This is a genomic window from Pseudonocardia halophobica (genome assembly GCF_050948485.1).
Taxonomy (GTDB): Bacteria; Actinomycetota; Actinomycetes; order Mycobacteriales; family Pseudonocardiaceae; genus Pseudonocardia; species Pseudonocardia halophobica.
Map to the genome: position 1 here is coordinate 5,547,284 of NZ_CP192046.1, position 23,957 is coordinate 5,571,240.

A 23,957-nucleotide genomic window follows, 5' to 3' on the forward strand; every position below is an offset into this window, starting at 1 on the left:
GCCGGATACTAGTCGAACGATCGTTCATTTCTCACCGGACGAAGGTGTCGGGTTCCGCACCTTGCGTCCCGCCGGTCATCCGCCCCCGCCCGTAGAACTCGTCGAACGTGGTGAGGATGAGGTCGAGGGGAAGGTCGGTGAAGACGCCGCGGTGGTGCACGTACTCCATGTAGCGGCTGCCGTCGCCGGAGAACTCGTGCATGAGGGCGTCCGAGCGGCCGTCGAACGGGATGGGCGAGACGCCGAAGCGGGCGCACAGCTCGGCGTTGAACGCCGGGGTGGCCTTCACCCAGCGGCCCTCGACGTGCAGGTCGGTGTAGCCATGGAAGACGAAGACGTCCGAGCCCATCCGCTCCCGCAGCCGCGGCGTGGTGAGGTGGTTGCGGACGTCGGCGAACCCCAGCCGGGCCGGGATCCCACGGGCCCGGGCCGCGGCCGTCAGCAGGACCGCCTTCGGCACGCACCAGTTGCTCGGCGCCGTGGCCACCGCACTGGCCCGGTAGTCGGCGGGATCGGTCGAGAGGTGGTGCGGGTCGTACCAGATCTCGTCGCGCACGGCCTCGAACAGCCGCGACGCCACCTCGACGGGATCGGTCGCCGCGCCGGCGGCGCGTGCGGCGAAGGCGCGGACCTCGGGCGAGTCGGAGTCGACGAAGCCCGCGGGGGCGAGGTGTTCGGGGAGGGCGGGATCCGGGAGGGTGGCATCGGCACTGGCGCTCACCCGTCGCAGCGTAGGCGCTCGCCGCGCGTGACGACGCACCGTGAGCACACTGCGTCGATCACCGGTGACGATCCGTCGCAGAACGCACTGTTTCCACTCGTTCGGGACAGCCGGAACCACCCGGACGGTGACGCTGGGTCGTCTAGGGTTCCCGCACAGGAACACCACAGGTGAGCGCGTCGGGCCCGGACGAGGGTCGGGCGCCGACAGGGCGGAGGGGCGCACGGCATGGCTACAGGGGATCGGGACCACCCGGACGTGATCGGCGCTCCGTTCCTCACCGTGGCCGAGGTGGCGGAGCGGATGCGCGTGTCCAAGATGACCGTCTACCGCCTCGTACACAGCGGCGAGCTGCCCGCGGTGCGCTTCGGCCGGTCCTTCCGCGTGCAGAAGGGCGCGGTGGAGGAGCTGATCGCCGCGGCGCGGTACGAAGCGGGCTGAGCCGGGCTCAGCGCTCGCGGCCTCGCGGCTTCAACGGGGTCGGAGGCAGCTCGGGCGCGGCGAGGGGCAGGCCCTCGTACCCGGGGACGGCGCCGAAGCGGTGGTCGGCGCCCCCGGCGATCTCCGCCTGCCACCCCGCCCGGGCCGCGGCGACCTCCTCGCCGCTGCGCCCCACGAAGTTCCACCACATCACCAGCTGTTCGGCGAACGGCGCGCCCCCGAGCAGCAGGAACCGGCTCTCCGGCTCGGCCCGCAGCGGGACCTCCCGACGTCCGGTGCCCAGGTAGAGCAGGGTGCCGGGGGCCACGACACGGCCGTCGACCTCCGGAGCGCCGGACACGGTGAGCACCGCGTGCTCGAAGTCCGGCTCCAGCGGCAGCACGGTGGCCGCACCGGCCGCGAGCCGGACGTCGACCCCCAGGATCGGGCTGTGCACCCGGCCCGGCGAACGCGCCCCGCCGAGCTCCCCGAGCAGGACGGTGGCGCGCAGGCCCCGCGTGGTGACCTGCGGCAGGTCGGCGTGGTGCTCGAAGCGCGGCGCGACCGTGCGCTCCTCCCCCGGCAGCGCGACCCAGAGCTGGGCGCCGTGCAGCAGCGGCGAGTGCGGGTCCGGGGACTGCTCGGAGTGCGCGATGCCGCGGCCCGCGGTCATCAGCCCGAGCTCGCCGGGCCGGATCAGCACGTCGCTGCCCAGGGAGTCCCGGTGGTGCACCTCGCCCGCGAGCAGCCAGCTCACCGTCTGCAGCCCGATGTGCGGGTGCGGCGCCACCTGCATGCCGGGCTCGGCCGCGATCTCGTCCGGCCCGTAGTGGTCGACGAAGCACCAGGCCCCGACCATCCGCCGGCCCAGGCTGGGCAGCAGCCGGCGGACCTCGGTGCTCTCCCCCAGCTGCACCCGCCGCGGCTCCAGCAGCTCGCTCACCGGCCCGCCGGTCGCCCGCGACTCGCACACCGTGACCCGCGGATCGGTCGTCACGTCGGACATACGACCACCCCCGACGTGACGATACGGGCACGCACCGACATGCCCGCGTCATACCGGCCTGACAGACTCTCCGCGATGCGACGCGACGTGACCGCCCGGCTGCAGCTGACCGTCTCCGAACCCGCGCTGATGGCGCTGCAGATCGCCGTCGCCGGCGGCGCGACCTCCGAGCGGCTCACCCTCACGCTCGACGACACCGTCCTCGACCCGCCGCGGGAGCTCGACGCCGGGCACGGCGGGCGCACGCACGTGCTCGACTGCGCGCCCGGCGAACTGGTCGTGGAGTACGTGGCGCAGGTCGAGGGGCGGCAGGAGATGCCGGCGCCGCCGCTGTCCCCGGAGATGGACCGGCTGCTCGCCATGCGACCCAGCCGGTACTGCCCGTCGGACCGGCTGCTGGCCACCGCGAGCCGGGAGTTCGGCTCGGTCGAGGGGGCCGAGGCGCGGATCGCCGCCGTGACGGGGTGGGTGCGGGACCGGCTCGCCTACGTCGGCGGGTCGAGCAAGCCGACGGACGACGCCGTCGACACCCTCCTCCTCGGCGAGGGGGTGTGCCGGGACTACGCCCACCTCGTCGTCACGCTGCTGCGGGCGCTCGACGTGCCCGCCCGGCTCGTCGCCGTCTACGCGCCGGGGCTGTTCCCGATGGACTTCCACGCCGTCGTCGAGGCGTGGACGGGGACGAGGTGGGTGGTGGTCGATGCCACCGGTCTCGCCCCGCGGGAGTCGATGCTGCGGATCCACACCGGGCGCGACGCCGCCGACACCGCCTTCCTGACCACCCACCACGGCGTCGTCGAGCTGACGTCGATGCAGGTCATGGCGGTGGTCGACGAGCTGCCGAAGGAGGAATCCGGCGCGGTGATGGAGCTGGGGTGAGAGTGGGTCGGCGGCTCGGGTGGTCGGTGGTCGGGGGCTGACGGCGGCGGGGCACGGGGTGGTTGCTGGGCGCGGTGATCGCTTGTGTGGTGCGGTGGTGGTTGTCCTGGCCGCCGTAGGCGCACGGGATTGGTGATCATGGGCGGCGCCGGGGCCCGTGTAGGGGTCGCGTCGTCGGCTGCGGGCCGGCCCGCCCTGGCTGCGGGCCCCCGCATGATCGCCGGTGCGGTGCAGTGGTGGCTGTCCCGACCGCCGCAGGCGCACCGCAACGATGCTCATAGCGGGCGCGGGCTGTGCACTGGTCGCGTCGTCGGTTGTGGGCCGGCCGGCCTGGTTGCAAGCCCGGTATGAGCGTCGGTGTCGTGCGTCGGTGGCAGGCTTGACCACCACAGGCGCAGCGGTCCGGTGATCATGGCGGCGTCGGGTCGTGCACTGGTCGCGGTGCCAGCTGCGGTACCGCCCTGGGATGCGGACCCCGCATGATCGCCGGTGTGGTGCGCTGGTGGCTGTTCGGACCGCCGTAGGCGCACTGACTCGGTGATCATGGCTAGTGTGGACTGTGCGCTGCTCGCGTCATGGGCTGCAGGGCCGCCGGCAAGGCTGCGGGCCGGCTCGATCGCCGGTGGGGTGCGTCGGGGGCTGTTCTGACCGCGGCAGGTGCACTGGATTGGTGATCACGGCCGGAGCGGGCTGTGCGCTGCTCGCGTCATCGGCTGCGGAGCCGCGGCTCGGCTTCCCTTCCGAAACCCCCGCAGGCGAGTTGCACGCCGCCGCGCTGCGCGCCGCCGTCCACTGGCGACGCCGGATCGACGACCCGCTGCTCGATCCCTCGGCGCGACGGGCCCTTCGCGCGGCGGTCCGCAGCTGCGAGGGCGTGGTGGCGGGCGTCAGAATCCGTGCGTCGTGATCGCCGCCGGTCCGTCGCCGCGCAGCGCCTCGAACACCACCCGCTCGTGCGGGACGACGGGATCGGGCAGGGCGTCGAGCGGGAACCAGCCGAGATCCGCGGCCTTGGCGCTCTCGACCAGCCGCGGCATGCCCGCCCAGCGGTGGCAGGTGAAGAAGAAGTCGACGCGCTCGTCGATCGGGTCGCCCGTGGCCTCGGTGCGATGCATCGCGGTCACCGGACGCAGGTCGGCGGGCGCGATCTCGACACCCAGCTCCTCCCGGGCCTCCCGCACCGCCGCCTCCAGCACGGACTCGCCCTTCTCGACGTGCCCGGCCGCGGCGGTCGCCCAGAAGCCGTCGCGGAAGCCGGTGTTCTGCCGGAGCTGCAGAAGGATCTCGTTCGGCTCACGGCGCAGCACGACGTAGGCGGCGGGCACGAGCTGGTAACGCGGACTCACGCCCTCACCGTAGGCCGCCGCACCCACGCCCCGAGATCCACGGTTCGGCAGGGCAACGCCCGGGAATCGGACGTTCCGCTGCCCGGATGCGGATCCTGACGCGCACGAGGCCACCCGAACGGCGCTGCACACCGCGGGGCAACACGGCGGTAATGCCGCGCGCCTAGCGTCACGCCGAACGCGAGACCGCGGGAGGTGACGCCATGGCCGGAACGGCCCGCCCACGCATTCGGTCGACCGGCGGCCGCCTCGGGGCGGTGCCGCCGCGCGACGCCGACCTGCGCTTCCGCATCGTCCACGGCTACCGGCGGGCCTTCCGCGTCGCCGGGTCGGGTCCGGCCGTCGTGCTGATCCACGGGATCGGCGACAGCTCTACGACGTGGGAGACCGTCATCCCGGCCCTCGCGCGGCACCACCTGGTGATCGCGCCCGACCTGCTCGGCCACGGTCGCTCGGACAAACCGCGGGCCGACTACTCGGTCGCCGCCTACGCCAACGGCGTCCGCGACCTGCTCGGCGTGCTCGGGATCCGTCGCGCCACGCTCGTCGGGCACTCGCTGGGCGGCGGCGTCGCGATGCAGTTCGCCTACCAGTTCCCCGACCGCACCGAGCGGCTCGTGCTGGTCGGCAGCGGCGGCGCCGGCCCCGAGGTCAACCCGGTGCTGCGGGCGATGACGCTGCCGGGCGCGACGGCCGCCCTGCACGCGTTGCGCCTGCCGACCATGCGGTGGCAGGTGGGTGCGGTCGTCGAGGCCCTGCGGGTGCTCGGCACGGGGCTCGGCCGCGACGGGCCCGACATGCTCCGGGTGGTCGACGCCCTGCCCGACGGGACCTCCCGCGCGGCGTTCATCCGGACCCTGCGCGCGGTCGTGGACTGGCGCGGCCAGGTCGTGACGATGCTCGACCGCTGCTACCTCACCCGCGGCATGCCGACGCTGCTGGTGTGGGGCGGACGCGACGCGATCGTGCCGGTCGAGCACGGGCACCGTGCCCACGAGGCGATGCCCGGCAGTCGGCTGGAGATCTTCCCCGATGCCGGGCACTTCCCCTTCCACACCGACCCGCATCGCTTCGTCGGCCTGCTCGAGGAGTTCCTCTCGGGCACCGAACCCGCCCGCTGGAGCCCGGAGCAGTGGCGTCAGCTCCTGCGCGCCACCCCGAACGCCGTCGCCTCCGTCGAACCCTCCGCCCAACGCTCCGCCACCTGACCCGCGTTCCGCTGGAACGTGGGCGGCCCCGCTCCCGGAGTGCGGGAGCGGGGCCGTCCGTCAGCGGGGACTCAGCTGCAGCCGCTGGTCGAGCCGCAGCCCTCGCAGAGGTAGCAGGAGCCCGCGGGCCGCATCTTGGTGCCACAGGTGAGGCAGAGCGGCGCGTCCGCCGCCTTGCCCAGCCGCAGCTCGAGCAGCTCGGTGGAGCTCCCGACCTCGACCGGCGCCGGGTCCACACCGGCCGGCTCGGTCGACGGCGGGGTGGTGTCCACGCTGGAGCGGACGGCATCGAGGTCCACATCGGTGTCGATCGGGCCCGAGCCGTAGTCCTGCTCCACCTGCGACGCGCGCTCCGCCGCGGAGAAGATGCCCAGCTGGGCGCGCTTCTCGTAGGGCAGGTAGTCGAGCGCCAGACGGCGGAACAGGTAGTCCAGCACCGAGGTGGCGATCCGGACGTCCGGGTCGTCCGTCATACCCGCCGGCTCGAAGCGCAGGTTGGAGAACTTCGAGACGTAGAACTCCAGCGGGATGCCGTACTGGAGGCCGACCGAGATCGACATGGAGAAGGCGTCCATGACGCCGGCCAGGGTCGAGCCCTGCTTGCCGAGCTTGACGAAGATCTCGCCCAGCCCGTCGTCCGGGTAGGAGCCGGCGGTCAGGTAGCCCTCGGCCCCGGCGACCGTGAAGGACACGGTCTGGCTCGGGCGCTTCTTCGGCAGGCGCTTGCGCACCGGCCGCTGCTCGACGACGACCTGCGGCTCGGCCTCGGCCTTCTCGATCTCCGAGGAGGACCTCGCCTTCTTGCCCGCGGAGAGCGGCTGGCCGACCTTGCAGTTGTCGCGGTAGATCGCGAGCGCCTTGAGGCCGAGCCGCCAGCCCTCGAGGTAGATCTTCTCGACGTCGTCGATGGTCGCGGCCTCGGGCATGTTGACCGTCTTGGAGATCGCGCCGGAGAGGAACGGCTGGACCGCCGCCATCATCCGGACGTGGCCCATCGGCGCGATGGAGCGCTCGCCCATGGCGCAGTCGAAGACCTCGTAGTGCTCCGGGCGCAGGCCCGGCGCGTCGACGACGTGCCCGTGCTCGGCGACGTACTCGACGATCGCCTCGGCCTGCTCGGCCTGGTAGCCGAGCTGGTCGAGCGCCCGGCGCACGGTCTGGTTGACGATCTGCATGGAGCCGCCGCCGACCAGCTTCTTGAACTTGACCAGCGCCAGGTCCGGCTCGATGCCGGTCGTGTCGCAGTCCATCATCAGGCCGATGGTGCCGGTCGGGGCCAGCACGGAGGCCTGGGCGTTGCGCCAGCCGTTCTTCTCGCCGGAGGCCAGCGCCTCCTTCCACGTGATCGTGGCCAGCTTCTGGATCGCGGTGCTGGCCGGGAAGGTGCGGTAGCCGTCGTTGGCCGCGGCGTGCTTGCGCATGACGCGCTGGTGCGACTCGGCGTTGCGGGCGTAGCCCTCGTACGGGCCGACGACGCCGGCGAGCTCGGCGGAGCGCTTGTAGGCCGCGCCGGTCATCAGCGACGTGATCGAGGCGGCGAGCGAGCGGCCACCCTCGGAGTCGTACGCGTGGCCGGTGGCCATGAGCAGCGCGCCGAGGTTGGCGTAGCCGATGCCGAGCTGGCGGAACTTGCGCGTGGTGTCCGCGATCGGCTCCGTCGGGAAGTCCGCGAAGCAGATCGAGATGTCCATCGCGGTGATGATCAGCTCGACGGCCTTGGCGAAGCGCGGGGCGTCGAACCGGCCGTCCCCGCCCAGGAACTTGAGCAGGTTCAGCGAGGCCAGGTTGCAGCTGGAGTTGTCGAGGTGCATGTACTCCGAGCACGGGTTCGACGCGCTGATCCGGCCCGACTCGGGGCAGGTGTGCCAGTCGTTGATCGTGTCGTCGTACTGGAGACCCGGGTCGGCGCACTCCCAGGCGGCCTGGGCGATGCCGCGGAACAGCGTGCGGGCGTCCGTGCGCTCGATGATCTCGCCGGTGGTGCGGGAGCGCAGGCCGAAGTCGGTGCCGCCCTCGACCGCGTGCATGAACTCGTCCGTGACGCGGACGGAGTTGTTGGCGTTCTGGTACTGCACCGACGTGATGTCGGAGCCGCCCAGGTCCATGTCGAAGCCCGCGTCGCGCAGGACGCGGATCTTCGCCTCCTCCTTGGCCTTGGTCTGGACGAACTCCTCGATGTCGGGGTGGTCGACGTCGAGCACGACCATCTTCGCGGCCCGGCGGGTGGCGCCGCCCGACTTGATGGTGCCGGCGGAGGCGTCGGCGCCGCGCATGAAGGAGACCGGGCCGGAGGCGGTGCCACCGGAGGACAGCAGCTCCTTCGACGAGCGGATGCGGGAGAGGTTGAGGCCGGCACCGGAGCCGCCCTTGAAGATCAGGCCCTCCTCCCGGTACCAGTTCAGGATCGACTCCATGGTGTCGTCGACCGCGAGGATGAAGCAGGCGCTGACCTGCTGCGGAGACGCCGTGCCGACGTTGAACCACACCGGCGAGTTGAAGCTGAACACCTGGTGGAGCAGCATCCAGGTGAGCTCCTGGGCGAAGATCTCGGCGTCCTCGTCCGTCGCGAAGTACCCGTGCTCGACGCCCGCGCGGTGGTAGGAGCCGACGACCCGGTCGATCAGCGTGCGCAGGCTGGACTCGCGCTGCGGGGAGCCGACGGCGCCGCGGAAGTACTTGCTGGTCACGATGTTGGTCGCGTTGATCGACCAGAAGTCGGGGAACTCGACGCCCCGCTGCTCGAAGTTGATGCTGCCGTCGCGCCAGTTGGTCATGACGACGTCGCGGCGCTCCCAGGTCACCTCGTCGTACGGGTGCACCCCGGGAGTCGTGTGGAGCCGCTCGACGGTCAGGCCGCGCCTGACGCCCTTCCCGGCCTTCGCGGCCCGGGTCCGACCCGTTCCCCCCGCAGAGCCCTTGGCACCGGACGTGCTCGCGGCGCTTCCGGCGGACTCCGCCCCGACGGTCTCCGTCATGCTCTCCCTCATTCGCATCCGACCATGTGCTGCACCCTCCGCCGGCTGGGGCGACGGGGGGTGTCCTGCCTGCGAGATCGGGGTCGGCTCGACTTCCGTAGTCCGGGTCGGCCCCACTGGTCCCTCGAGACCCCTATCCGGCCGGCCCCGCACCCCGTCCGGCCCGGTCCCGCCGGTCGGCTGCTTCCCCGGCAGCCGCCCTGCGCAGATCGGCGATCTCCTTCTCGAAGTCCTCGATGGACGAGAAGGAGCGGTACACGCTCGCGAAGCGCAGGTACGCCACCTCGTCGAGCTCCTTCAGCGGACCGAGGATCGCCAGCCCCACCTCGTGGCTGGGGATCTCCGCGGTCCCGCCCGCCCGGACGGCCTCCTCGACGCGGTGCGCGAGCTTCTGCAACGCGTCCTCGTCGACCGGCCGACCCTGGCAGGCCCGGCGCACGCCGCTCACGACCTTGTCGCGGCTGAACGGCTCCGTGACGCCGCTGCGCTTCAGCACCGCGAGCACCGGCTCCTCGACGGTGGTGAAGCGCTTCCCACAGGCCTGGCAGGAGCGGCGGCGACGCGTCGCCGCGCCCTCGTCGACCTCGCGGGAGTCGATCACCTTGCAGTCCGTGTGACGGCAGAACGGGCACCGCATGCGGACCTCCCCCGACTCGACCGCGCCCGGCGGTCCGGACTGCGCCGAACCCAACCTGTAGGCGAACGACACGGATGTAACCACAACATCTAGGGGTCGCGCCATCTCCGTGCGGCGGGTCGTGCGGACTTCCCCCGATCGGGAAGGAACCTCTCACGAACGCCGCGGGCGACCCGTCCCCGGGTGCCCCGGTGGCCGCGTGGCGACACCCCGTGACGGCCCGCAGGTCACACCTGGTTCCCGCGCCGCCGCCGACCGGCCGATCGCCCGGCACGCGGGCCCGGGACCGTTCGCCGCATCGGCGACACGCCGGTGAACTGCGGGGAACGCGACGCCCGCTCCGACCCGGCGTGTCGGACCCACCGGCGTGTCGGTGGACTTGGCACTCACCGTGCCCGGCGGGAGACCCACGCCACTCACAGGACCGATCACGTGCCCCACCCGCTCCAGGCGCGCCTCCACAGCGGACACCGTGACGGCAGCGCCCGAAAAGGACGGCTCAGCGCGCCTTCCGCCCCGACCGCCCGCGCAGGGCGGCGGCTCATCGCGCGACGAGGTCGGCGAGCAGCCCGAGCACGACGACGACCGTGGCCGAGGCCAGCGCCACCGCGACGACGGCGAGCGCGCGGTCGACCACGCCGGTGCGTGCCTCGCCGGCCAGGCGGCGGGCGCCCCCGGTCCGCTCGTAGCGCGAGAGCCGGGAGAGGCGGGGACGCGGCGCCGGGACGCAGCGCGAGTCGGCCAGGGCGGGCCGGGGGCGGGCGACGGGCCGGCAGCCCGGCACGACCGCGGGACCGTCGAGGGGGCGGACCAGCCGCGCCCGGGCACCGGACGCGTAGGCACCGACGACCCGCTCGGGCACCCGCTCGGGCGCCGCACCGGGGCGACTCCGGACGGCGTGGGCGCGCCCCACCCCGTCGCGACCCGCGGGGCCCGATCGGCCCTGCGGACGCGCGCGGCTCTGCGGGCGAGCGCCCGGACGCAGGTCGGCCCGCCGCTCGGCCGGGACACCGCCCCACGTGCCCGGCGCCTCGACCGGAACCTCGGACGGCTCCTCGACCGCCGCCGACGGACCGTCCGCCCCGACCGGCGACACACCGGCCCGCGACACCCCGGTTCGCGACGCCCCCGCGAGCACTGCACTCCTGGGATCCATGACGACCTCCCACCCCCGCGCCGACCCACCCGAGCCGGATGCCCGGACCACCGGTCGAACGCGTGTGCGATTCCTATCAACCACCACCGACAAAAACCGGTGCCCGCCGTGACCGGGGTCACGACGCCGGGAACACCGGCCGCCCCGTCAGACCGGGACGCGCAGCACGAGCCCGGCGGGCAGCGGCGCCGGGTCGACCGGGAGGGCGTTGTCCGCCGCGATCCGCTCGACGACGGCGCCGGTCCCGGCCGACGTGACGGCGGGAACGGTCCGGCGCGCGACGTCCCACACCGACTCCCCCGGCTCGACCGTCACGGCCGCGGTGCCCGAGGGCACGGCCGACCGGGCCTGCGCCTCGCCCGCGGCACCGGCCAGGAGCCCGAGGCCGACGACGACCGCGGCGGAGGCCAGCGCGAGGACGGCGGCCGCCACGGCACGCCGGAGCCGGTACCGGGCCGGGGACACCGCACCGGGCAGCACCCGCACGGTCGCCCGGACCGCGCCCGGCACCGGGCGCACGTCCCCAGGAGCCGGCGCCGCGGCACGCAGCCGACCTGCCCGGTCCGCCACGGTGGAACCGCTCGCGACGACCGAGAAGCCGCGGACCCGAGGACGGGTGCGTGCCGAGGGCGCGAGCCCCCGCGCCCGCCCGGCGCCGGTCGCCGGCACCGCAACGCGGGCACGACGGGAGCTGCGCGCGGGTCGGACGGGGTGCGGCCCGCGGGCCGCACCCGCCTCGCGCTCCCCGCCCACGGTCGACACGGCGCTCCCCCGCCGGGGCGCCGCGGCGGCCCGGCTCGCCCGCGCGCCCGGCCGGTCGAGCCGGTCCCCGCGGCGGCGCACGTCCTCGACCACCGCGGGCGACACGCCGAGGCCTCCGCCGGTCCGTGCGCCCACGCCCACGTGGCCGCCAGGCCCCTCCACGGTGTGGTCCCCGCCGCCCTCCGCGATCCCCGCGCCGTTCACGGCCGACCCCTTCCGCCTCGTCCGCGCCGCTCAGCGGCCGGAACTCGCACACATGTTCGATTCGAACGTCTGTGCGACGTTCTACCATCACGACGACTCCTCGTCACGGGTCCGCGCCGACACGATCGGCGTGTCGTTCGAACATGTGTTTGGCGTTCGGCCGGATCCGGGCTACCGTCCGATCCCGACGGCCCGGGCGGGACCCGCCGGACGGGCCGTCCGGGTCCCGACCGGCACCGGCCCGCCCGGCGCCCCGGTACGGCTCCCGGGGAGTACGGCCCGGCGGAACGGGCACGACGACCGGGGCGTCCGGCGCCGAGGGGCACGGACGGTCCGGATCCGGGCAGCGGGCCGGTCCCGCGGCCGGGACGGGCCCGACGACGCGGACGGCGCACGAGACAGGCACACGAGGAGGCGGCAGGCAGATGGCACGGGACGAGTCCGGCGGAGCCGGCGAGACCGGCCGGGAGCCCGGACAGGTGCGCGCCTTCCCGGACCCGCCGGCGGACCCGGTGGGCCTCACCCCCCGGCAGCGCAAGGTGCTCGAGGTGATCCGGGACTGGGTGGAGCGGTTCGGCTACCCGCCGAGCGTCCGGGAGATCGGCGACGCGGTGGGGCTGACCTCCACCTCGTCGGTGCACCACCAGCTCCGGACGTTGGAGCGCAAGGGGTACCTGCGGCGGGACCCCAACCGGACCCGCGCGGTCGACGTGCGCAGCCCGGAGGAGGACTCCGAGGGCTCGGAGGCCGCCGAGGTCCGCGCCGAGCGGCCGGCGCCGGCGTTCGTGCCACTGCTCGGCAACATCGCGGCCGGTGGCCCGATCCTGGCCGAGCAGGCGGTGGAGAGCGTGTTCCCGCTGCCGCGCGAGATCGTCGGCGAGGGCACGCTCTTCCTGCTCAACGTCAAGGGCGACTCGATGGTCGAGGCCGCCATCACGGACGGCGACTGGGTCGTGGTGCGCCAGCAGCCCGTGGCCGAGCAGGGCGAGATCGTCGCCGCCATGATCGACGGCGAGGCCACGGTCAAGACCTTCAAGCGCACGGACGGCCAGGTCTGGCTGATGCCGGCCAACCCGGCCTACGAGCCGATCGACGGCAACGAGGCGACCATCCTCGGCCGCGTCGTCGCGGTGCTCCGCCGGCTCTGAGGTCCCGGCCCCCGGTCAGCGGTCCGGGGGCGGCACCACGATCACGGGATAGCGGGCGGTGCGCACCAGCACGCCCGCGACCCCGCCGAGCAGCAGCCGCTTCATGAGCGGGTACCCGCGCGACCCGACGACGAGGACGTCGGTGCGTTCGGGCAGGTCGGCCAGGGTGTCGGCGACCGAGGGGCCGATCACGACGTCGTAGAGCGCGTCGATCTCCGCCGGCGCCTGCGCGAGCCCCTTCTGCGCGGTCTCGGTCGCGGCGGGCACCTCCTCCTCGCCGCCCGCGACCACCACGAACCGCAGCGCGGCCCCGGTCCGGCCGGCCAGGTGCACGGCCAGGACCGCCGCACGGTCGGCCTCCGGGGTGCCGTCGTAGGCGACCGTGACGACGGTGATCCCCTTCGCGGCGGTGTGCCGATAACCCCGCGGCGCGATCCCGACGGGGCAGCGTGCCGAGGGCAGCAGTCGCTGGACCGTGCCGCCGGGCGCGAGCCGGCCGAGCAGGCCCCCGCCCGTCGACCCGACGACCAGCACCGCGGCCCCGACCTCCTCGGCGTGGTCGGCGAGCACCCCCGCCGCGGGGCCCGGCCCGAGCGGGGCGAACTCCGGCTCGGAGGGCCCGGTCGAGCCGATGAGCTCCCGTGCCCGGCCGAACCGCCGGCGGGCGACCTCCTCGATCTTCTCCCGCCACCGCGGGTCGCGGGCCATCGCCGAGTAGCCGATCCCGTCCGTCGGGTAGACGGTGGCGACGACGTTGGTCAGCCCCGTCAACCGCGCCAGCTGCGCCCCGAGGACCAGGGCGTCGTGACCGCCCGGCGTGTCCTCGTAGGCGGTCACGATCGGCACTGCGGCACCCCTCCTCCCGGCGTGATCAGCGTAGGCGGAGCGGGGCCCGCCGAGGGCCCTCCGGGAGCACCCTTAACGGGCTCGTCACACGCGGGAGCGCCGCCGCCCGTGCAGGGCCATCGCGGCGGCGGCCAGCCCCAGCACGAGGACCGCGACCCCGACCCCGACCGCCGCGGGCAACCAGTCGGGGGCGGGCTCCGGCGGGGTCGCCGGGGGCGGCGGCGCGGCCGTGGGCTCCGCGGGTGCGGCGGCGAGCGTGGCCCCGACAGCACCGGGCACCGCGCGGAGCCGGCCACGGTCCGGGCCGCGGGTCTCGGAGCCGGACAGCAGGGTGCCGTCGGGGAGGAACGCGAGCGCCTCCCCCTGGGGCTCGTCGGGCAGCGGGACCTGCAGCGGTGTGCCCTGCAGTGCCGCGACGAGGTCGCCGGAGGGCGGGACGCGGTAGAGCCAGGCGTCGGTGTAGGTCCGCAGGCCGACGACCTCGCGGCCCGCGCTCGTTCCCCCGCCCGTCACGGTGAAGGCGCCGAGGGCGCCGATCGGGCCGCCCCGGGTCTCGGAGCGGGGGAAACCGACCGACCCGGCGCGCATCAGCGGCGTGGGTCCGGGCTCGGCGAGCGGGCCGGTGGGCCGGTAGACGCCGGCGGTGCCGCCGACCTCCTTGGTGACGATCACGGGCACCCCGTCGGCGCCGATCAGGAGGGACTCGGCGTCGTGCGGGCCGTCCGGGTAGGTCAGCCGATGCAGCCGCGGTGCGCCGTCGGGCGACAGCACGAGGAGGGCCACGGTGTCCCGGACCCGGTCGTTGTCGCCGGTGTCGGCCACCCAGAACGCGCCGTCCGGCCCGATCGCGAGGTCCTCGGCGTCGTACGGGTCCAGGGCCGCGGTCCGGGTCTCGACGACCGCGCAGGTGTCCGGGTCGAGCCGGTACAGCGCGACCCGGCTGCCGCCGTCGCTCATGGCCCAGACGCCGCCGTCGGCGGCGACGGCCAGCCCGGAGAGCTCGACGAGGCGCCGGTCGGTGACCGGGCAGCGGTCCTCGGGCCCGGCCTGCGCCGCGCTCGCCGGCACGGCGAGCAGCAGCGTGAGCAGCAGGACGGCGCCGAGGACCCCGGCGCGCTCAGCCGCGCGCAGCGACGCGCGCCCCGACCTCGGCACGCGCGCCCTCGCGGGCGGTCCCGTTCGCACCCCGCGAGCCTGCCGCGTCGCCCTCGGCGGGGGCCGACCCGGTCCCCCCGACCGCGAACGGCACGGCCGCGACGGCGAGTTCGGGCCCGACCCGGACGTGCAGCCGCGTGCCCTCCGGCGTGTGCTCGGAGGCGAGCACCTCGCCGTCCGAGTGCAGCCGCGCGACCAGCCCGCCCTCGGTGTAGGGCACCAGCAGCTCGAGGTCGACCTCGGGGCGCGGGAGCCGCTCGGCGATGCAGGCCTTGAGCCGCGCCACCCCGTCGCCCCGGTGGGCCGAGACGAACACGGCATCGGGCAGCAGGTGCCGCAGCCGGGCGAGCGCGAGGTCGCCGGCGGCGTCGGTCTTGTTGACGACGAGCAGCTCCGGGGGCATGGTCCCGCCCTGCTCCTCGCCGATCTCCACCAGGACCTTGCGCACCGCGGCGATCTGGTCCTCGGGCAGCGAATCCGAGGCGTCGACCACGTGGACCAGCAGGTCGGCCTGGCCGGCCTCCTCCAGGGTGGAGCGGAACGCCTCGACGAGCTGGTGCGGCAGGTGCCGCACGAACCCGACGGTGTCGGTGAGCGTGTAGGTGCGCCCGTCCGGCGTCTCCGCGCGGCGGGTCGTGGGGTCCAGGGTGGCGAACAGCGCGTCCTCGACCAGGACACCCGCGTCCGTCAGCGCGTTGAGCAGCGAGGACTTGCCGGCGTTGGTGTAGCCGACGATCGCGACGCTCGGCACGTCGTTGCGGCGGCGGGCGCCGCGCTGGGTGTCCCGCACCCGGCTCATCGCGGCGATCTCGCGGCGCAGCTTGGACATGCGGTGGCGGATGCGTCGGCGGTCCAGCTCGATCTTGGTCTCGCCGGGACCGCGGCCGCCGATACCCACACCGCCGGCGGCGCGGCCACCGACCTGCCGGGACAGCGCCTCACCCCAGCCGCGCAGCCGCGGCAGGAGGTAGGACAGCTGGGCCAGCTCGACCTGCGCCTTGCCGTCCCGCGAGCGGGCGTGCTGGGCGAAGATGTCGAGGATCAGGGCGGTCCGGTCGATCACCTTGACCTTGAGCTTGTCCTCCAGCTGGCGCAGCTGGCCGGGCGAGAGCTCGCCGTCGCAGATCACGGTGTCGGCGCCGGCGGCCTGCACGGCGACGGACAGCTCGTCGACCTTGCCGGAACCGATGAAGGTGGCGGGGTCGGGCTTGCTCCGCCGCTGCACCAGGCCGTCCATGACCTGGGAGCCGGCGGTCTCGGCGAGCCGGGCCAGCTCGACGAGCGAGGCGTTGGCCTGCTCGGAAGTGCCCTCGGTCCAGACCCCGACGAGCACCACCCGCTCGAGCCGCAGCTGCCGGTACTCGACCTCGGTGATGTCGGTGAGTTCGGTCGACAGACCCGCGACCCGCCGGAGCGAGGATCGTTCCTCCAGCTCCATCTCGCCCCGCGAAGGGTCGAGAGCATCGTCGGCAGGCGTGTAGCGCAGGGGGGATTCAGTCATCGTGAGGTCGAGTGTCCCACGTTTCGGGTCGCCGTGTCGGACCGTTTCCCGCGCGTCACCCGGCGGTCTCCCACCACGATCGATCCAGTTCACCGTGCGCGACCAGGACCGCCGGACCGTGCAGGACGGTCGACGCCCCGCCCTCGCGGACCGTGACCTCCAGCCGGCCGCCGGGGGTGTCGACGGGCAGCCGGCCCTCGGCGCGCCCGGCTGCGCGCAGCGAGGCCACGACGGCCGCCACCGTGCCGGTGCCACAGGACCGCGTCTCCCCCACCCCGCGCTCGTGCACGCGCATCGCGACCGGCTCGTCGCCGCGTGCGGGCGCGACGAACTCGACGTTGGCCCCGTTCGGGAACAGCGCCTCGTCCCGCCCCGGCGGCACGGTCAGGTCCAGCCCGGCGAGGTCGGTGTCGGTGACGCAGGCGAGGTGCGGGTTCCCGACGTCGACCGCCACGCCCGGGAACTCCCGGCCGCCGACCGTCGCGACGCTCTCGGGGCCGACCAGCGCCCGGCCCATCTCGACGGCGACCCAGTCCCCCTCGAACGAGACGGCCTTGACGCCCGCCCGCGTGCCCAGCGGCAGCTCCCCGCTGCGGAACCAGCCCGCGTGCTGCAGGTAGCGCGCGAAGACGCGGACGCCGTTGCCGCACATCTCGGCGATCGACCCGTCGGCGTTGCGGTAGTCCATGAACCACTCGGGGCCGTCGACGCCCAGCGCGGCGGAGCGGACCACGCGCAGCACCCCGTCCGCCCCGAGCCCGCGCCGCCGGTCGCACAGCGCGGCGACCCGCTCCGGCGTGAGGTCGAGGGCGCCGTCGGGGTCCGGCAGCACGACGAAGTCGTTCTGCGTGCCGTGGCCCTTGCTGAACGGGATGCCGTCGCTCACGGGACCAGCCTACGAGCCAGCGCCGACAGTTCCGGATCCGCGCCGTCGAGCCAGTGGATGCGGGGGTCGCGGCGGAACCACGAGCGCTGCCGGCGCACGAACCGGCGGGTGGCGCGCACCGTCTCCTCCGCGGCCGTCGCCAGGTCGTACTCGCCGTCCAGCGCCGCGACGACCTGCTGGTAGCCCAGCGCCCGCGACGCCGTCCGGCCCTCCCGCAGACCCTTCTCCAGCAGCCCCCGGGTCTCCTCGACCAGCCCGGCGGCCATCATCAGGTCGACGCGGCGGGCGACCCGCTCGTCGAGCTCCGCGGTGTCCCGGTCGACCCCGATCAGCACGGCGTCGTAGCGGGGCGTGCGCTGCCCCGGGAGCGTGGCCCGGAAGGGGCGCCCGGTCAGCTCGATGACCTCCAGCGCCCGGACGATCCGGCGGCCGTTGCTCGGGAGGACGCTCTGCGCGGCGGTGGGGTCGACCTCGGCCAGCCTGCGGTGCAGCGCCGGCGCCCCGACGGCGGCCAGCTCGGCCTCCCACCGGCCGCGGACCGCCGGGTCGGTGCCCGGGAACTCCAGCTCGTCGACCACCGCCTGGACGTACAGCCCCGAGCCGCCGACCAGCACCGGCGTGCGGCCGGCGGCCAGCAGCGCCTCGATCGTGGCGCGCGCCTCCCGCTGGTAGACGGCCACCGACGCGGTCTCGGTGAGGTCCAGGACGTCGAGCTGGTGGTGCGGGATCCCGCGGCGCTCGGCCACGGACAGCTTGGCGGTGCCGATGTCGAGGCCGCGGTAGAGCTGCATCGCGTCGGCGTTGACGACCTCGCCGCCCAGCGCCTCGGCCAGGTCCAGCCCGAGGTCGGACTTGCCCGTCGCGGTCGGCCCGACGACGGCCACGAGCCTCGTCATACCGGCGTCCAGACCGCCACGTGGTAGGCCACGCCGTAGGGAGCGGCGGAGTACAGCAGCTCGCCGCGCCAGTCCCGGTCCTCGGCGGCCCCGGCGAGCACCTGCCAGGGGGCGCGCCCGGCCGCCCACAGCTCCGCCGCGAGCCCCGGGTCGAGGGCGGCCAGGGGTGCGGGGTCGCCGTGCTCCAGGGCCTTCGCGACGCCGGCGTCGAAGGGCCCGGCCCGCTCGTCGAGGTGACCGGGGGCCTTCTCGGTGTGGGTGGCCGCGCCGTCGCCGACGATCAGCAGCCCGACGGGGCCGTCGGCGGCGTCGGCCTCGGCGGCGAGCTCGCGGCCGAGCTGGAGGCAGTCGGCGGTGGGGGTGTCCTCGGGGACGAGCTCGCCGCGGATGCGCGGCTCCCGTCCGGTCCCGCCGGCGGCCCACCCGGCGACGAGCATCGGCAGCGGGAGCTCCGGGTCCGGTGCGCCGGCGCCGGGCCCGAGGGCGACCCGGACGTCCCTGCCGAACCCGGCGAACGTCCCGGCGGTCGCAGGCGGGACGGTCCGACGGCCGCCGCGGTCGGCGCCCACGGCGATCCAGTCCACGGCCGCTCCCGCGAGCCGGGCCGCGGCCGAGCGCACCGCCACGCGCAGCTCCGCGGTCTCGCCCGCCGCCCCCGCGGCCAGTTCCGGGACGAGGAGCGGGGGGTGCGGGAGCACGACGACCAGCGACAGCACGCGACCGACAGTAGTGCGGCCCCGGCGACCGCGCCGCCGCCCTCCGGTCACCCTTCGTGGCCGATCGGGGCCGGAGAGTCGCATCGACGGCGACTCGGCGCGCTTAGGCGGCCGCCCACGGTCTCGTCCGGGTCGCGGCGGTTCCGTGCGCCCGCTCGACCTGTTTGAATTCCGCCGACCGGTGGTCGCGCGTCCGCGACCGGCCGGTTCGTGCACGGCCCCGGCGTTCCACGGCGGGGCGCCCGTCCCTCGGGGCGGGCCCGAACGAGGGAGGACGACGGTGTCGGACGAGCACACGGACGAGACGCAGCGGGAGGGTCTGCCCGGCACCGCCGCGAGCGCGCCCGCTCCGGACACCCCCGACACGCCCCCGGCGGCGACGGAACCGGCGGACGAGAAGACCGAGCAGCCGGCGGCACAGTCTGCGGCCGACCCCGCCTCGTCCGCGCCGGACGCACCGCAGGCCGCGACGCCGGACGAGGCCACACCGCCCGCGACGCCGGACGAGCCGACACCGTCCACGGCGCCGGGCGAGCCGACACCGTCCACGGCGGCGCACGAGCCCGCACCGCCCGCGGCGCAGCCCGCCGCGCCGAAGCCCGCTCCTCCCAGACCCGCTCCCCCGAAGCCCGGTCCGCCCAGGCCCGGCCCGCCGCCCGGCGCCCGTCCGGGACCGCGACCCGGCCCGCCCCCGGGAGCAGGTCACAGCCGTCCGGCCCAGCCCGCTCCCGTGGCCCGGCCCGCCGCCCCGCCGGTCGAGCCCTCGCCCGTCGCGACGGCGTCGGAGAACCCGTCGCGCTGGGGCCGGGTCGACGAGGAGGGCGCCGTCTTCGTCCGCACCGCCGACGGCGAGCGTCGCGTCGGCTCCTGGCAGGCCGGCGCCCCGGACGAGGGCCTGGCCCACTTCGCCCGCCGCTTCGACGACCTGCTCGCCGAGGCCGAGCTGCTCGTGTCCCGGCTCGCCACCGGCGGCGGGGACCCGAAGCACGCGCTGACCAGCGCCAAGGCCCTACGCGAGGGGCTCGACGAGGCGGCCGTGGTCGGTGATCTCGACGGGCTGCACAAGCGCCTCGACGAGCTCGTCGGGATGGCCGAGGACGCGGTCGCCGCCGCCCGCACGGCCCGGGACGAGCAGCGGCACGCCGCGATCGCCCGCAAGGAGGCGCTGGTCGCCGAGGCCGAGACCATGGCCTCCGAGTCCACGCAGTGGAAGCAGGCGGGCGACCGCTACAAGGCGATCCTCGACGAGTGGCGCACCATCAAGGGCATCGACCGCAAGACGGACGAGGCCCTCTGGAAGCGCTTCTCCCGCGCCCGCGAGGCCTTCAACCGGCGCCGTGGCTCGCACTTCGCCGACCTGGACCGCCAGCGCGCCGGGGCCAAGGCGCGCAAGGAGGAGCTGGTCGCCGAGGCCGAGGCCCTCTCGGAGTCCGACGACTGGGGCCCCACCGCCGCCCGCTACCGCGACCTCATGGCGGAGTGGAAGGCGGCCGGTCGCGCCCAGAAAGACGCCGACGACGCCCTCTGGCACCGCTTCCGCAGCGCACAGGACACCTTCTTCTCGCGCCGCTCGTCCGTCTTCGCCGAGCGGGACTCCGAGTTCGCGGCCAACGCCGACGCCAAGCGTTCGCTGCTCGACGAGGCCGAGAAGATCGACACCTCGGATCCCGACGCCGCCCGGCTCGCGCTGCGCCACGTCCAGGAGCGCTGGGAGGAGATCGGCAAGGTCCCGCGCGAGGACATGCGGCCGCTGGAGCAGCGGCTGCGGGCCGTCGAGGAGGCCGTCCGCGAGGCGGCCGACCGGCAGTGGCGCCGCACCGACCCCGAGGCCGAGGCCCGCGTCGCCCAGTTCCGCGACCGCGTCGCCCAGTTCGAGGCCCAGGCCGAGAAGGCCCGCGCCGCCGGCGACAAGCGCCGGGCCGAGCAGGCGGAGTCGCAGGCCGCGCAGTGGCGGGAGTGGCTGGAGACCGCGGAGCAGTCCGTCCAGGACCGCTGATCCGGCTGAACTCCGGACCGTGATCCACGTCCGGGCAGCGCGACGATCGATTTCCGACGTTTCGCTGCCCGGCCGTGGATCTCGGCTTCACGCAAGCCGTGTGGTGGCTGGGGCTGCTGGACCGTCCGCCCGTGATCGTGCCGGTGACGGTGCCCCGCCGCCGGGCGCCCACGCCGGCGCCGGGAATCCACGTGCGCCGGCGCGACCTACTGGGTGCGGGCGCTGCCGTTCGGTGCTGGACGCTGGACCTGGCGTTCCCGAGGCGCGGCTCGCGACCGAGTTCGACGGCTGGGGGACGTGGATCTTCGAGAGGTCAGCGGCGCTGGAGGGAGATGCGGGCCCAGGTGAAGGTCAGCAGCACCACCCCGAGCACCGCGAGGATCAGACCGGGGCCGGGGCCCTCGACGCCCTCGGGGGCGACGGTCTGCCGGCTCCACACCGCCCACACGCCGTTGACCACGGAGATTCCGCAGCCGACGGCGGAGATCCAGGCCAGCGCCCAGTACCGCGTGGTCAGCGCGAGTGTGGAGGTGACGATCCCGAACGCGGTGAGGGTGAAGGTGAACAGCCGGGGCAGGGGCCCGGCCGACTGCGCACCGACCAGCAGCTGCCAGCCCGTGGCGCCCTCGATCCAGGGCAGCAGCAGCGCCCCGACGACGGCCAGGGTGCCGACCGCGGCGACCAGCGCGGCCGCGCCCGGGTCGATCTTCCGCTCCACCCGCCGGGCCACCCCGGCGAGCTCGGTCTCCAGGGCCGACAAGGTCGGGTCCGGGTCGCGGTCCCACGGCGCCCGGTCGCCGCCCGGTCCCTGCCGGTCCCCGCCGGAGGTGCGCTCGTCGCTCATCGTCCGCTCCGTCCGTCCCTCGCTCACGATCCCTGCACCCCGCAGCCGGCCGCGACCGGCTCGGCGGCGGGCTTCCCGAAGCCCGGCAGGCCCAGCCCGGTGGGCGCGCCGCCCGGCCGCTGCCCCGCCTCGTGCGCGTCCCCGGCGCGGGTGCGGCGGTGACCCAGCACCCCGTCGTCGGCGACGAGGTGGTGCGGCGCGCCGTACCCGATCCGCACGGTGACGAGGTCGCCGGGCCGGATCCCGTCCCGACCGGGCGCGAAATGCACCAGCCGGCCGTCCCGGGCCCGCCCGCTCATCCGCCGGGTGGCGCCGTCCTTGCGGCCCTCGCCCGTGCTCACCAGCACCTCGACCTCGCGGCCCTCGAGCGCGCGGTTCTCCTCCCAGGAGATCTGCTCCTGCAGGGCCACCAGCCGCTCGTACCGCTCCTGGACGACGGCCTTGGGCAGCTGGTCCGGGAGCTCGGCCGCCGGGGTGCCCGGGCGCGGCGAGTACTGGAACGTGAAGGCCTGCGCGAACCGGGCCCGGCGCACCACGTCGAGGGTCTGCGCGAAGTCCTCCTCGGTCTCCCCCGGGAACCCGACGATGATGTCCGTGGACACCGCGGCGTCGGGGATCGACGCCCGCACCGCGTCGAGGATCCCGAGGAAGCGCTCCGATCGGTACGAGCGCCTCATGGCCCGCAGCACCCGGTCCGAACCGGACTGCAGCGGCATGTGCAGCTGCGGGCAGACGTTGGGCGTCTCGGCCATGGCGGCGATGACGTCCGACGTGAAGTCCCGCGGGTGCGGCGAGGTGAACCGCACACGCTCGAGCCCCTCGACGGTGCCGCAGGAGCGCAGCAGCTTCGCGAACGCGCCGCGGTCGCCGAACTCCGAGCCGTACGCGTTGACGTTCTGGCCCAGCAGGGTCACCTCGAGCACGCCGTCCGCGGCGAGCGCCTCGACCTCCGCGAGGATGTCCCCGGGCCGGCGGTCGCGCTCCTTGCCACGCAGCGACGGGACGATGCAGAAGGTGCAGGTGTTGTTGCAGCCCACCGAGATCGAGACCCAGCCGGCGTAGGCGGACTCGCGGCGCGCGGGCAGCGTCGACGGGAAGACCTCGAGGGACTCGAGGATCTCCACCTCGGCCGCGCGGTTGTGCCGGGCGCGCTCGAGGAGCGCGGGCAGCGACCCGACGTTGTGGGTGCCGAACACGACGTCGACCCACGGGGCCCTCTTCGTGATCGTGTCGCGGTCCTTCTGCGCGAGGCAGCCGCCGACGGCGATCTGCATGTCCGGGTTGGCCGTCTTGGCCGGGCGCAGGTGGCCGAGGTTGCCGTAGAGCTTGTTGTCCGCGTTCTCGCGCACGGCGCAGGTGTTGAACACGACCACGTCGGCCTGCGCCGGGTCCTCGGCGCGCGCATACCCCGCGGACTCCAGCAGACCGGCCATCCGCTCGGAGTCGTGCACGTTCATCTGGCACCCGTAGGTGCGGATGGTGTAGCTGCGGGTCACCCCACGAGGGTATGCCTCGCGGGCGACGGCACGGGCCCCGGGGACGACAGCACCGGCCCGGGACGACAGGGCGGCCGCCGGTCCGGCACGATGCGGCGATGGAGCCCGGACCGAGGCTGGACCGCCGCTCCGCCCTGCGCGTGCTGGCGGCACTCGCCGTGCTCCCCGGCCTGGCCGCCTGCGGCGCCGACTTCTCCGGGCGGCGGCTGTCGATCGCGGCGGGGGTCGCCTCGGGCGTCTACTTCCGGCTCGCCGGCACGCTCGCCGAGGTCTGGCGGGAGCACCTCGGCCTGGGCGCCGCCCCGACCGTCCTGACGACGGCGGGTTCCGTGGACAACCTCGACCGGCTGGCCGGCGGCACCGTCGACGTCGCGTTCAGCCAGGTCGACACGGCGGCCGAACGGCTCGCCGGCCTCGCGCCCGGCGATCCCCGCGCCCCGCGCGCCCTCGCCCGGATCTACGACGACGCCCTGCACGTCGTGGTGCGGCGCGACTCGCCGGCCCGGCGGGTCGCGGACCTGCGCGGACGCGCCGTGTCGATCGGGCCGCCGACCTCGGGCTACTACGCCGCGTCCCGCCGGCTGCTGGAGAGCGCGGGCGTGGACCCGGACCGCGACGTCGAGGCCCGCCAGCTCGGCCTGTCGGACTCCACCGCGGCGCTGCGCGACGGGACGATCGAGGCCTTCTTCTGGTTCGGGGGCGTGCCGACCGCGGGCGTCTCCGACCTCGCGTCGACCACACCGATCCGGTTGCTGAACCTGACCGACGTGCTCGAGGCCGTCCGGGCGCGCTACCCCGTGTACTCGTCGGGCACCGTGCCGGCCTCCGCCTACGACATCGGCGAACCGGTGGCCACCCTGCTCGTGCGGAACCTGCTGCTGGTCCCCGCCGCGCTCGACGACGACCTGGCCGGCGCCCTCGTGGGCACGATCTTCGCCGAGCAACCCCGGCTGGCCGCCACCAGCCCGGCCGCGCTGACCATCGACGCCCGCGCCGCCATCGGCACCCAGCCGGTGCCGCTGCATCCCGGGGCGGAGCGCTTCTACCGCGAGGCCAAGGGCGCGTGACGTCGGCGACCAGCCTGTAAAGGGCAGGCAAAGTTCGTCCCAAACAAGGCTATGCTCTCTTCACCCGGGCGGCACCGCCCGCCGACAGAGGA

General features: G+C 74.9%; 22 protein-coding genes. 7 read left to right on the plus strand and 15 right to left on the minus strand.

Going from position 1 to position 23,957, the window contains the following annotated elements; translation table 11 throughout:
• Window positions 1-31: 31 nt before the first annotated feature.
• On the minus strand, window positions 32-721 hold the full coding sequence (locus tag ACQP04_RS26315; protein ID WP_433503246.1) for a transglutaminase-like domain-containing protein: 690 nt from the start codon (window positions 719-721) through the stop codon (window positions 32-34).
• 228 nt (window positions 722-949) lie between these two features.
• Between ACQP04_RS26315 and ACQP04_RS26320 the strand changes: the two genes are divergently transcribed.
• Window positions 950-1,162 carry a helix-turn-helix domain-containing protein gene (locus ACQP04_RS26320; RefSeq protein ID WP_051738157.1) on the plus strand — a complete coding sequence of 71 codons (213 nt, stop codon included), beginning with the start codon at window positions 950-952 and terminating at the stop codon, window positions 1,160-1,162.
• 7 nt (window positions 1,163-1,169) lie between these two features.
• Here the strand turns inward: ACQP04_RS26320 and ACQP04_RS26325 are convergent, their stop codons facing one another.
• Window positions 1,170-2,147, minus strand: coding sequence for a pirin family protein (locus ACQP04_RS26325; RefSeq protein WP_433503247.1), 978 nt, complete (start codon window positions 2,145-2,147; stop codon window positions 1,170-1,172).
• Between the two features lie 75 nt (window positions 2,148-2,222).
• Here ACQP04_RS26325 and ACQP04_RS26330 point away from each other — a divergent pair, with 75 nt between their 5' ends.
• On the plus strand, window positions 2,223-3,026 hold the full coding sequence (locus ACQP04_RS26330; protein WP_433503248.1) for a transglutaminase-like domain-containing protein: 804 nt from the start codon (window positions 2,223-2,225) through the stop codon (window positions 3,024-3,026).
• Window positions 3,027-3,696: 670 nt separating this feature from the next.
• Entirely contained in the window at window positions 3,697-3,933 is a 237-nt protein-coding gene (locus tag ACQP04_RS26335) for a hypothetical protein (RefSeq protein ID WP_433503249.1), read from the plus strand.
• Here ACQP04_RS26335 and ACQP04_RS26340 read toward each other — a convergent pair.
• Entirely contained in the window at window positions 3,914-4,372 is a 459-nt protein-coding gene (locus tag ACQP04_RS26340) for an NUDIX hydrolase (RefSeq protein ID WP_433503250.1), read from the minus strand. The genes ACQP04_RS26335 and ACQP04_RS26340 overlap by 20 nt on opposite strands.
• A gap of 203 nt (window positions 4,373-4,575) precedes the next feature.
• Between ACQP04_RS26340 and ACQP04_RS26345 the strand changes: the two genes are divergently transcribed.
• Complete coding sequence (locus tag ACQP04_RS26345) at window positions 4,576-5,580, plus strand: alpha/beta fold hydrolase (protein ID WP_433503251.1); 1,005 nt, start codon at window positions 4,576-4,578, stop codon at window positions 5,578-5,580.
• A 71-nt stretch (window positions 5,581-5,651) separates the two neighbouring features.
• Here ACQP04_RS26345 and ACQP04_RS26350 read toward each other — a convergent pair whose 3' ends face one another.
• The 4 genes from ACQP04_RS26350 to ACQP04_RS26365 all read right to left on the minus strand — a co-directional run bounded on the left by ACQP04_RS26350 (window position 5,652) and on the right by ACQP04_RS26365 (window position 11,314).
• Entirely contained in the window at window positions 5,652-8,555 is a 2,904-nt protein-coding gene (locus ACQP04_RS26350) for a vitamin B12-dependent ribonucleotide reductase (protein WP_433503252.1), read from the minus strand.
• Between the two features lie 133 nt (window positions 8,556-8,688).
• On the minus strand, window positions 8,689-9,192 hold the full coding sequence (nrdR, locus tag ACQP04_RS26355; RefSeq protein ID WP_433503253.1) for a transcriptional regulator NrdR: 504 nt from the start codon (window positions 9,190-9,192) through the stop codon (window positions 8,689-8,691).
• A 541-nt stretch (window positions 9,193-9,733) separates the two neighbouring features.
• Window positions 9,734-10,348 (minus strand): hypothetical protein, encoded by a 615-nt coding sequence (locus tag ACQP04_RS26360; RefSeq protein ID WP_433503254.1) that lies wholly within the window; start codon window positions 10,346-10,348, stop codon window positions 9,734-9,736.
• A gap of 147 nt (window positions 10,349-10,495) precedes the next feature.
• Complete coding sequence (locus ACQP04_RS26365; RefSeq protein WP_433503255.1) at window positions 10,496-11,314, minus strand: hypothetical protein; 819 nt, start codon at window positions 11,312-11,314, stop codon at window positions 10,496-10,498.
• A 425-nt stretch (window positions 11,315-11,739) separates the two neighbouring features.
• Between ACQP04_RS26365 and lexA the strand changes: the two genes are divergently transcribed.
• Complete coding sequence (gene lexA / locus ACQP04_RS26370) at window positions 11,740-12,462, plus strand: transcriptional repressor LexA (RefSeq protein ID WP_037052444.1); 723 nt, start codon at window positions 11,740-11,742, stop codon at window positions 12,460-12,462.
• A gap of 15 nt (window positions 12,463-12,477) precedes the next feature.
• Here the strand turns inward: lexA and ACQP04_RS26375 are convergent, their stop codons facing one another.
• From ACQP04_RS26375 to ACQP04_RS26400, 6 genes are all read right to left on the minus strand, one after another.
• Window positions 12,478-13,308, minus strand: coding sequence for a universal stress protein (locus ACQP04_RS26375; protein WP_433503256.1), 831 nt, complete (start codon window positions 13,306-13,308; stop codon window positions 12,478-12,480).
• Window positions 13,309-13,392: 84 nt separating this feature from the next.
• Window positions 13,393-14,463, minus strand: a complete 1,071-nt coding sequence (locus tag ACQP04_RS26380; RefSeq protein ID WP_433503257.1) for a hypothetical protein — start codon at window positions 14,461-14,463, stop codon at window positions 13,393-13,395.
• Window positions 14,426-15,964, minus strand: a complete 1,539-nt coding sequence (gene hflX / locus ACQP04_RS26385; RefSeq protein ID WP_433503258.1) for a GTPase HflX — start codon at window positions 15,962-15,964, stop codon at window positions 14,426-14,428. The genes ACQP04_RS26380 and hflX overlap by 38 nt, the downstream gene beginning before the upstream one ends.
• A gap of 55 nt (window positions 15,965-16,019) precedes the next feature.
• Window positions 16,020-16,850, minus strand: a complete 831-nt coding sequence (gene dapF / locus ACQP04_RS26390) for a diaminopimelate epimerase (protein ID WP_433503259.1) — start codon at window positions 16,848-16,850, stop codon at window positions 16,020-16,022.
• On the minus strand, window positions 16,847-17,746 hold the full coding sequence (gene miaA / locus ACQP04_RS26395) for a tRNA (adenosine(37)-N6)-dimethylallyltransferase MiaA (protein WP_433503260.1): 900 nt from the start codon (window positions 17,744-17,746) through the stop codon (window positions 16,847-16,849). Before miaA ends, dapF begins: the two co-directional genes overlap by 4 nt.
• Entirely contained in the window at window positions 17,743-18,462 is a 720-nt protein-coding gene (locus ACQP04_RS26400; RefSeq protein WP_433503261.1) for a hypothetical protein, read from the minus strand. Before ACQP04_RS26400 ends, miaA begins: the two co-directional genes overlap by 4 nt.
• A gap of 730 nt (window positions 18,463-19,192) precedes the next feature.
• Here ACQP04_RS26400 and ACQP04_RS26405 point away from each other — a divergent pair.
• Entirely contained in the window at window positions 19,193-20,458 is a 1,266-nt protein-coding gene (locus ACQP04_RS26405; protein WP_433503262.1) for a DUF349 domain-containing protein, read from the plus strand.
• 313 nt (window positions 20,459-20,771) lie between these two features.
• Here ACQP04_RS26405 and ACQP04_RS26410 read toward each other — a convergent pair whose 3' ends face one another.
• Complete coding sequence (locus ACQP04_RS26410) at window positions 20,772-21,302, minus strand: Rv2732c family membrane protein (RefSeq protein WP_433503263.1); 531 nt, start codon at window positions 21,300-21,302, stop codon at window positions 20,772-20,774.
• Between the two features lie 23 nt (window positions 21,303-21,325).
• A complete protein-coding gene (miaB, locus tag ACQP04_RS26415; protein WP_433503264.1) occupies window positions 21,326-22,798 on the minus strand; it encodes a tRNA (N6-isopentenyl adenosine(37)-C2)-methylthiotransferase MiaB in 1,473 nt (490 codons plus the stop codon).
• Window positions 22,799-22,896: 98 nt separating this feature from the next.
• Between miaB and ACQP04_RS26420 the strand changes: the two genes are divergently transcribed.
• Window positions 22,897-23,865, plus strand: coding sequence for a TAXI family TRAP transporter solute-binding subunit (locus ACQP04_RS26420; protein ID WP_433503265.1), 969 nt, complete (start codon window positions 22,897-22,899; stop codon window positions 23,863-23,865).
• Window positions 23,866-23,957: the final 92 nt, after the last annotated feature.

Bases quoted from the DNA above. Each gene is read 5' to 3' on its own strand.
- ACQP04_RS26320 (WP_051738157.1), top strand. From the start codon at position 950: ATGGCTACAGGGGATCGGGACCACCCGGACGTGATCGGCGCTCCGTTC.
- ACQP04_RS26325 (WP_433503247.1), bottom strand. From the start codon at position 2,147: ATGTCCGACGTGACGACCGATCCGCGGGTCACGGTGTGCGAGTCGCGG.
- ACQP04_RS26330 (WP_433503248.1), top strand. From the start codon at position 2,223: ATGCGACGCGACGTGACCGCCCGGCTGCAGCTGACCGTCTCCGAACCC.
- ACQP04_RS26345 (WP_433503251.1), top strand. From the start codon at position 4,576: ATGGCCGGAACGGCCCGCCCACGCATTCGGTCGACCGGCGGCCGCCTC.
- ACQP04_RS26350 (WP_433503252.1), bottom strand. From the start codon at position 8,555: ATGACGGAGACCGTCGGGGCGGAGTCCGCCGGAAGCGCCGCGAGCACG.
- nrdR (WP_433503253.1), bottom strand. From the start codon at position 9,192: ATGCGGTGCCCGTTCTGCCGTCACACGGACTGCAAGGTGATCGACTCC.
- ACQP04_RS26360 (WP_433503254.1), bottom strand. From the start codon at position 10,348: ATGGATCCCAGGAGTGCAGTGCTCGCGGGGGCGTCGCGAACCGGGGTG.
- lexA (WP_037052444.1), top strand. From the start codon at position 11,740: ATGGCACGGGACGAGTCCGGCGGAGCCGGCGAGACCGGCCGGGAGCCC.
- hflX (WP_433503258.1), bottom strand. From the start codon at position 15,964: ATGACTGAATCCCCCCTGCGCTACACGCCTGCCGACGATGCTCTCGAC.
- miaA (WP_433503260.1), bottom strand. From the start codon at position 17,746: ATGACGAGGCTCGTGGCCGTCGTCGGGCCGACCGCGACGGGCAAGTCC.
- ACQP04_RS26410 (WP_433503263.1), bottom strand. From the start codon at position 21,302: ATGAGCGACGAGCGCACCTCCGGCGGGGACCGGCAGGGACCGGGCGGC.
- ACQP04_RS26420 (WP_433503265.1), top strand. From the start codon at position 22,897: ATGGAGCCCGGACCGAGGCTGGACCGCCGCTCCGCCCTGCGCGTGCTG.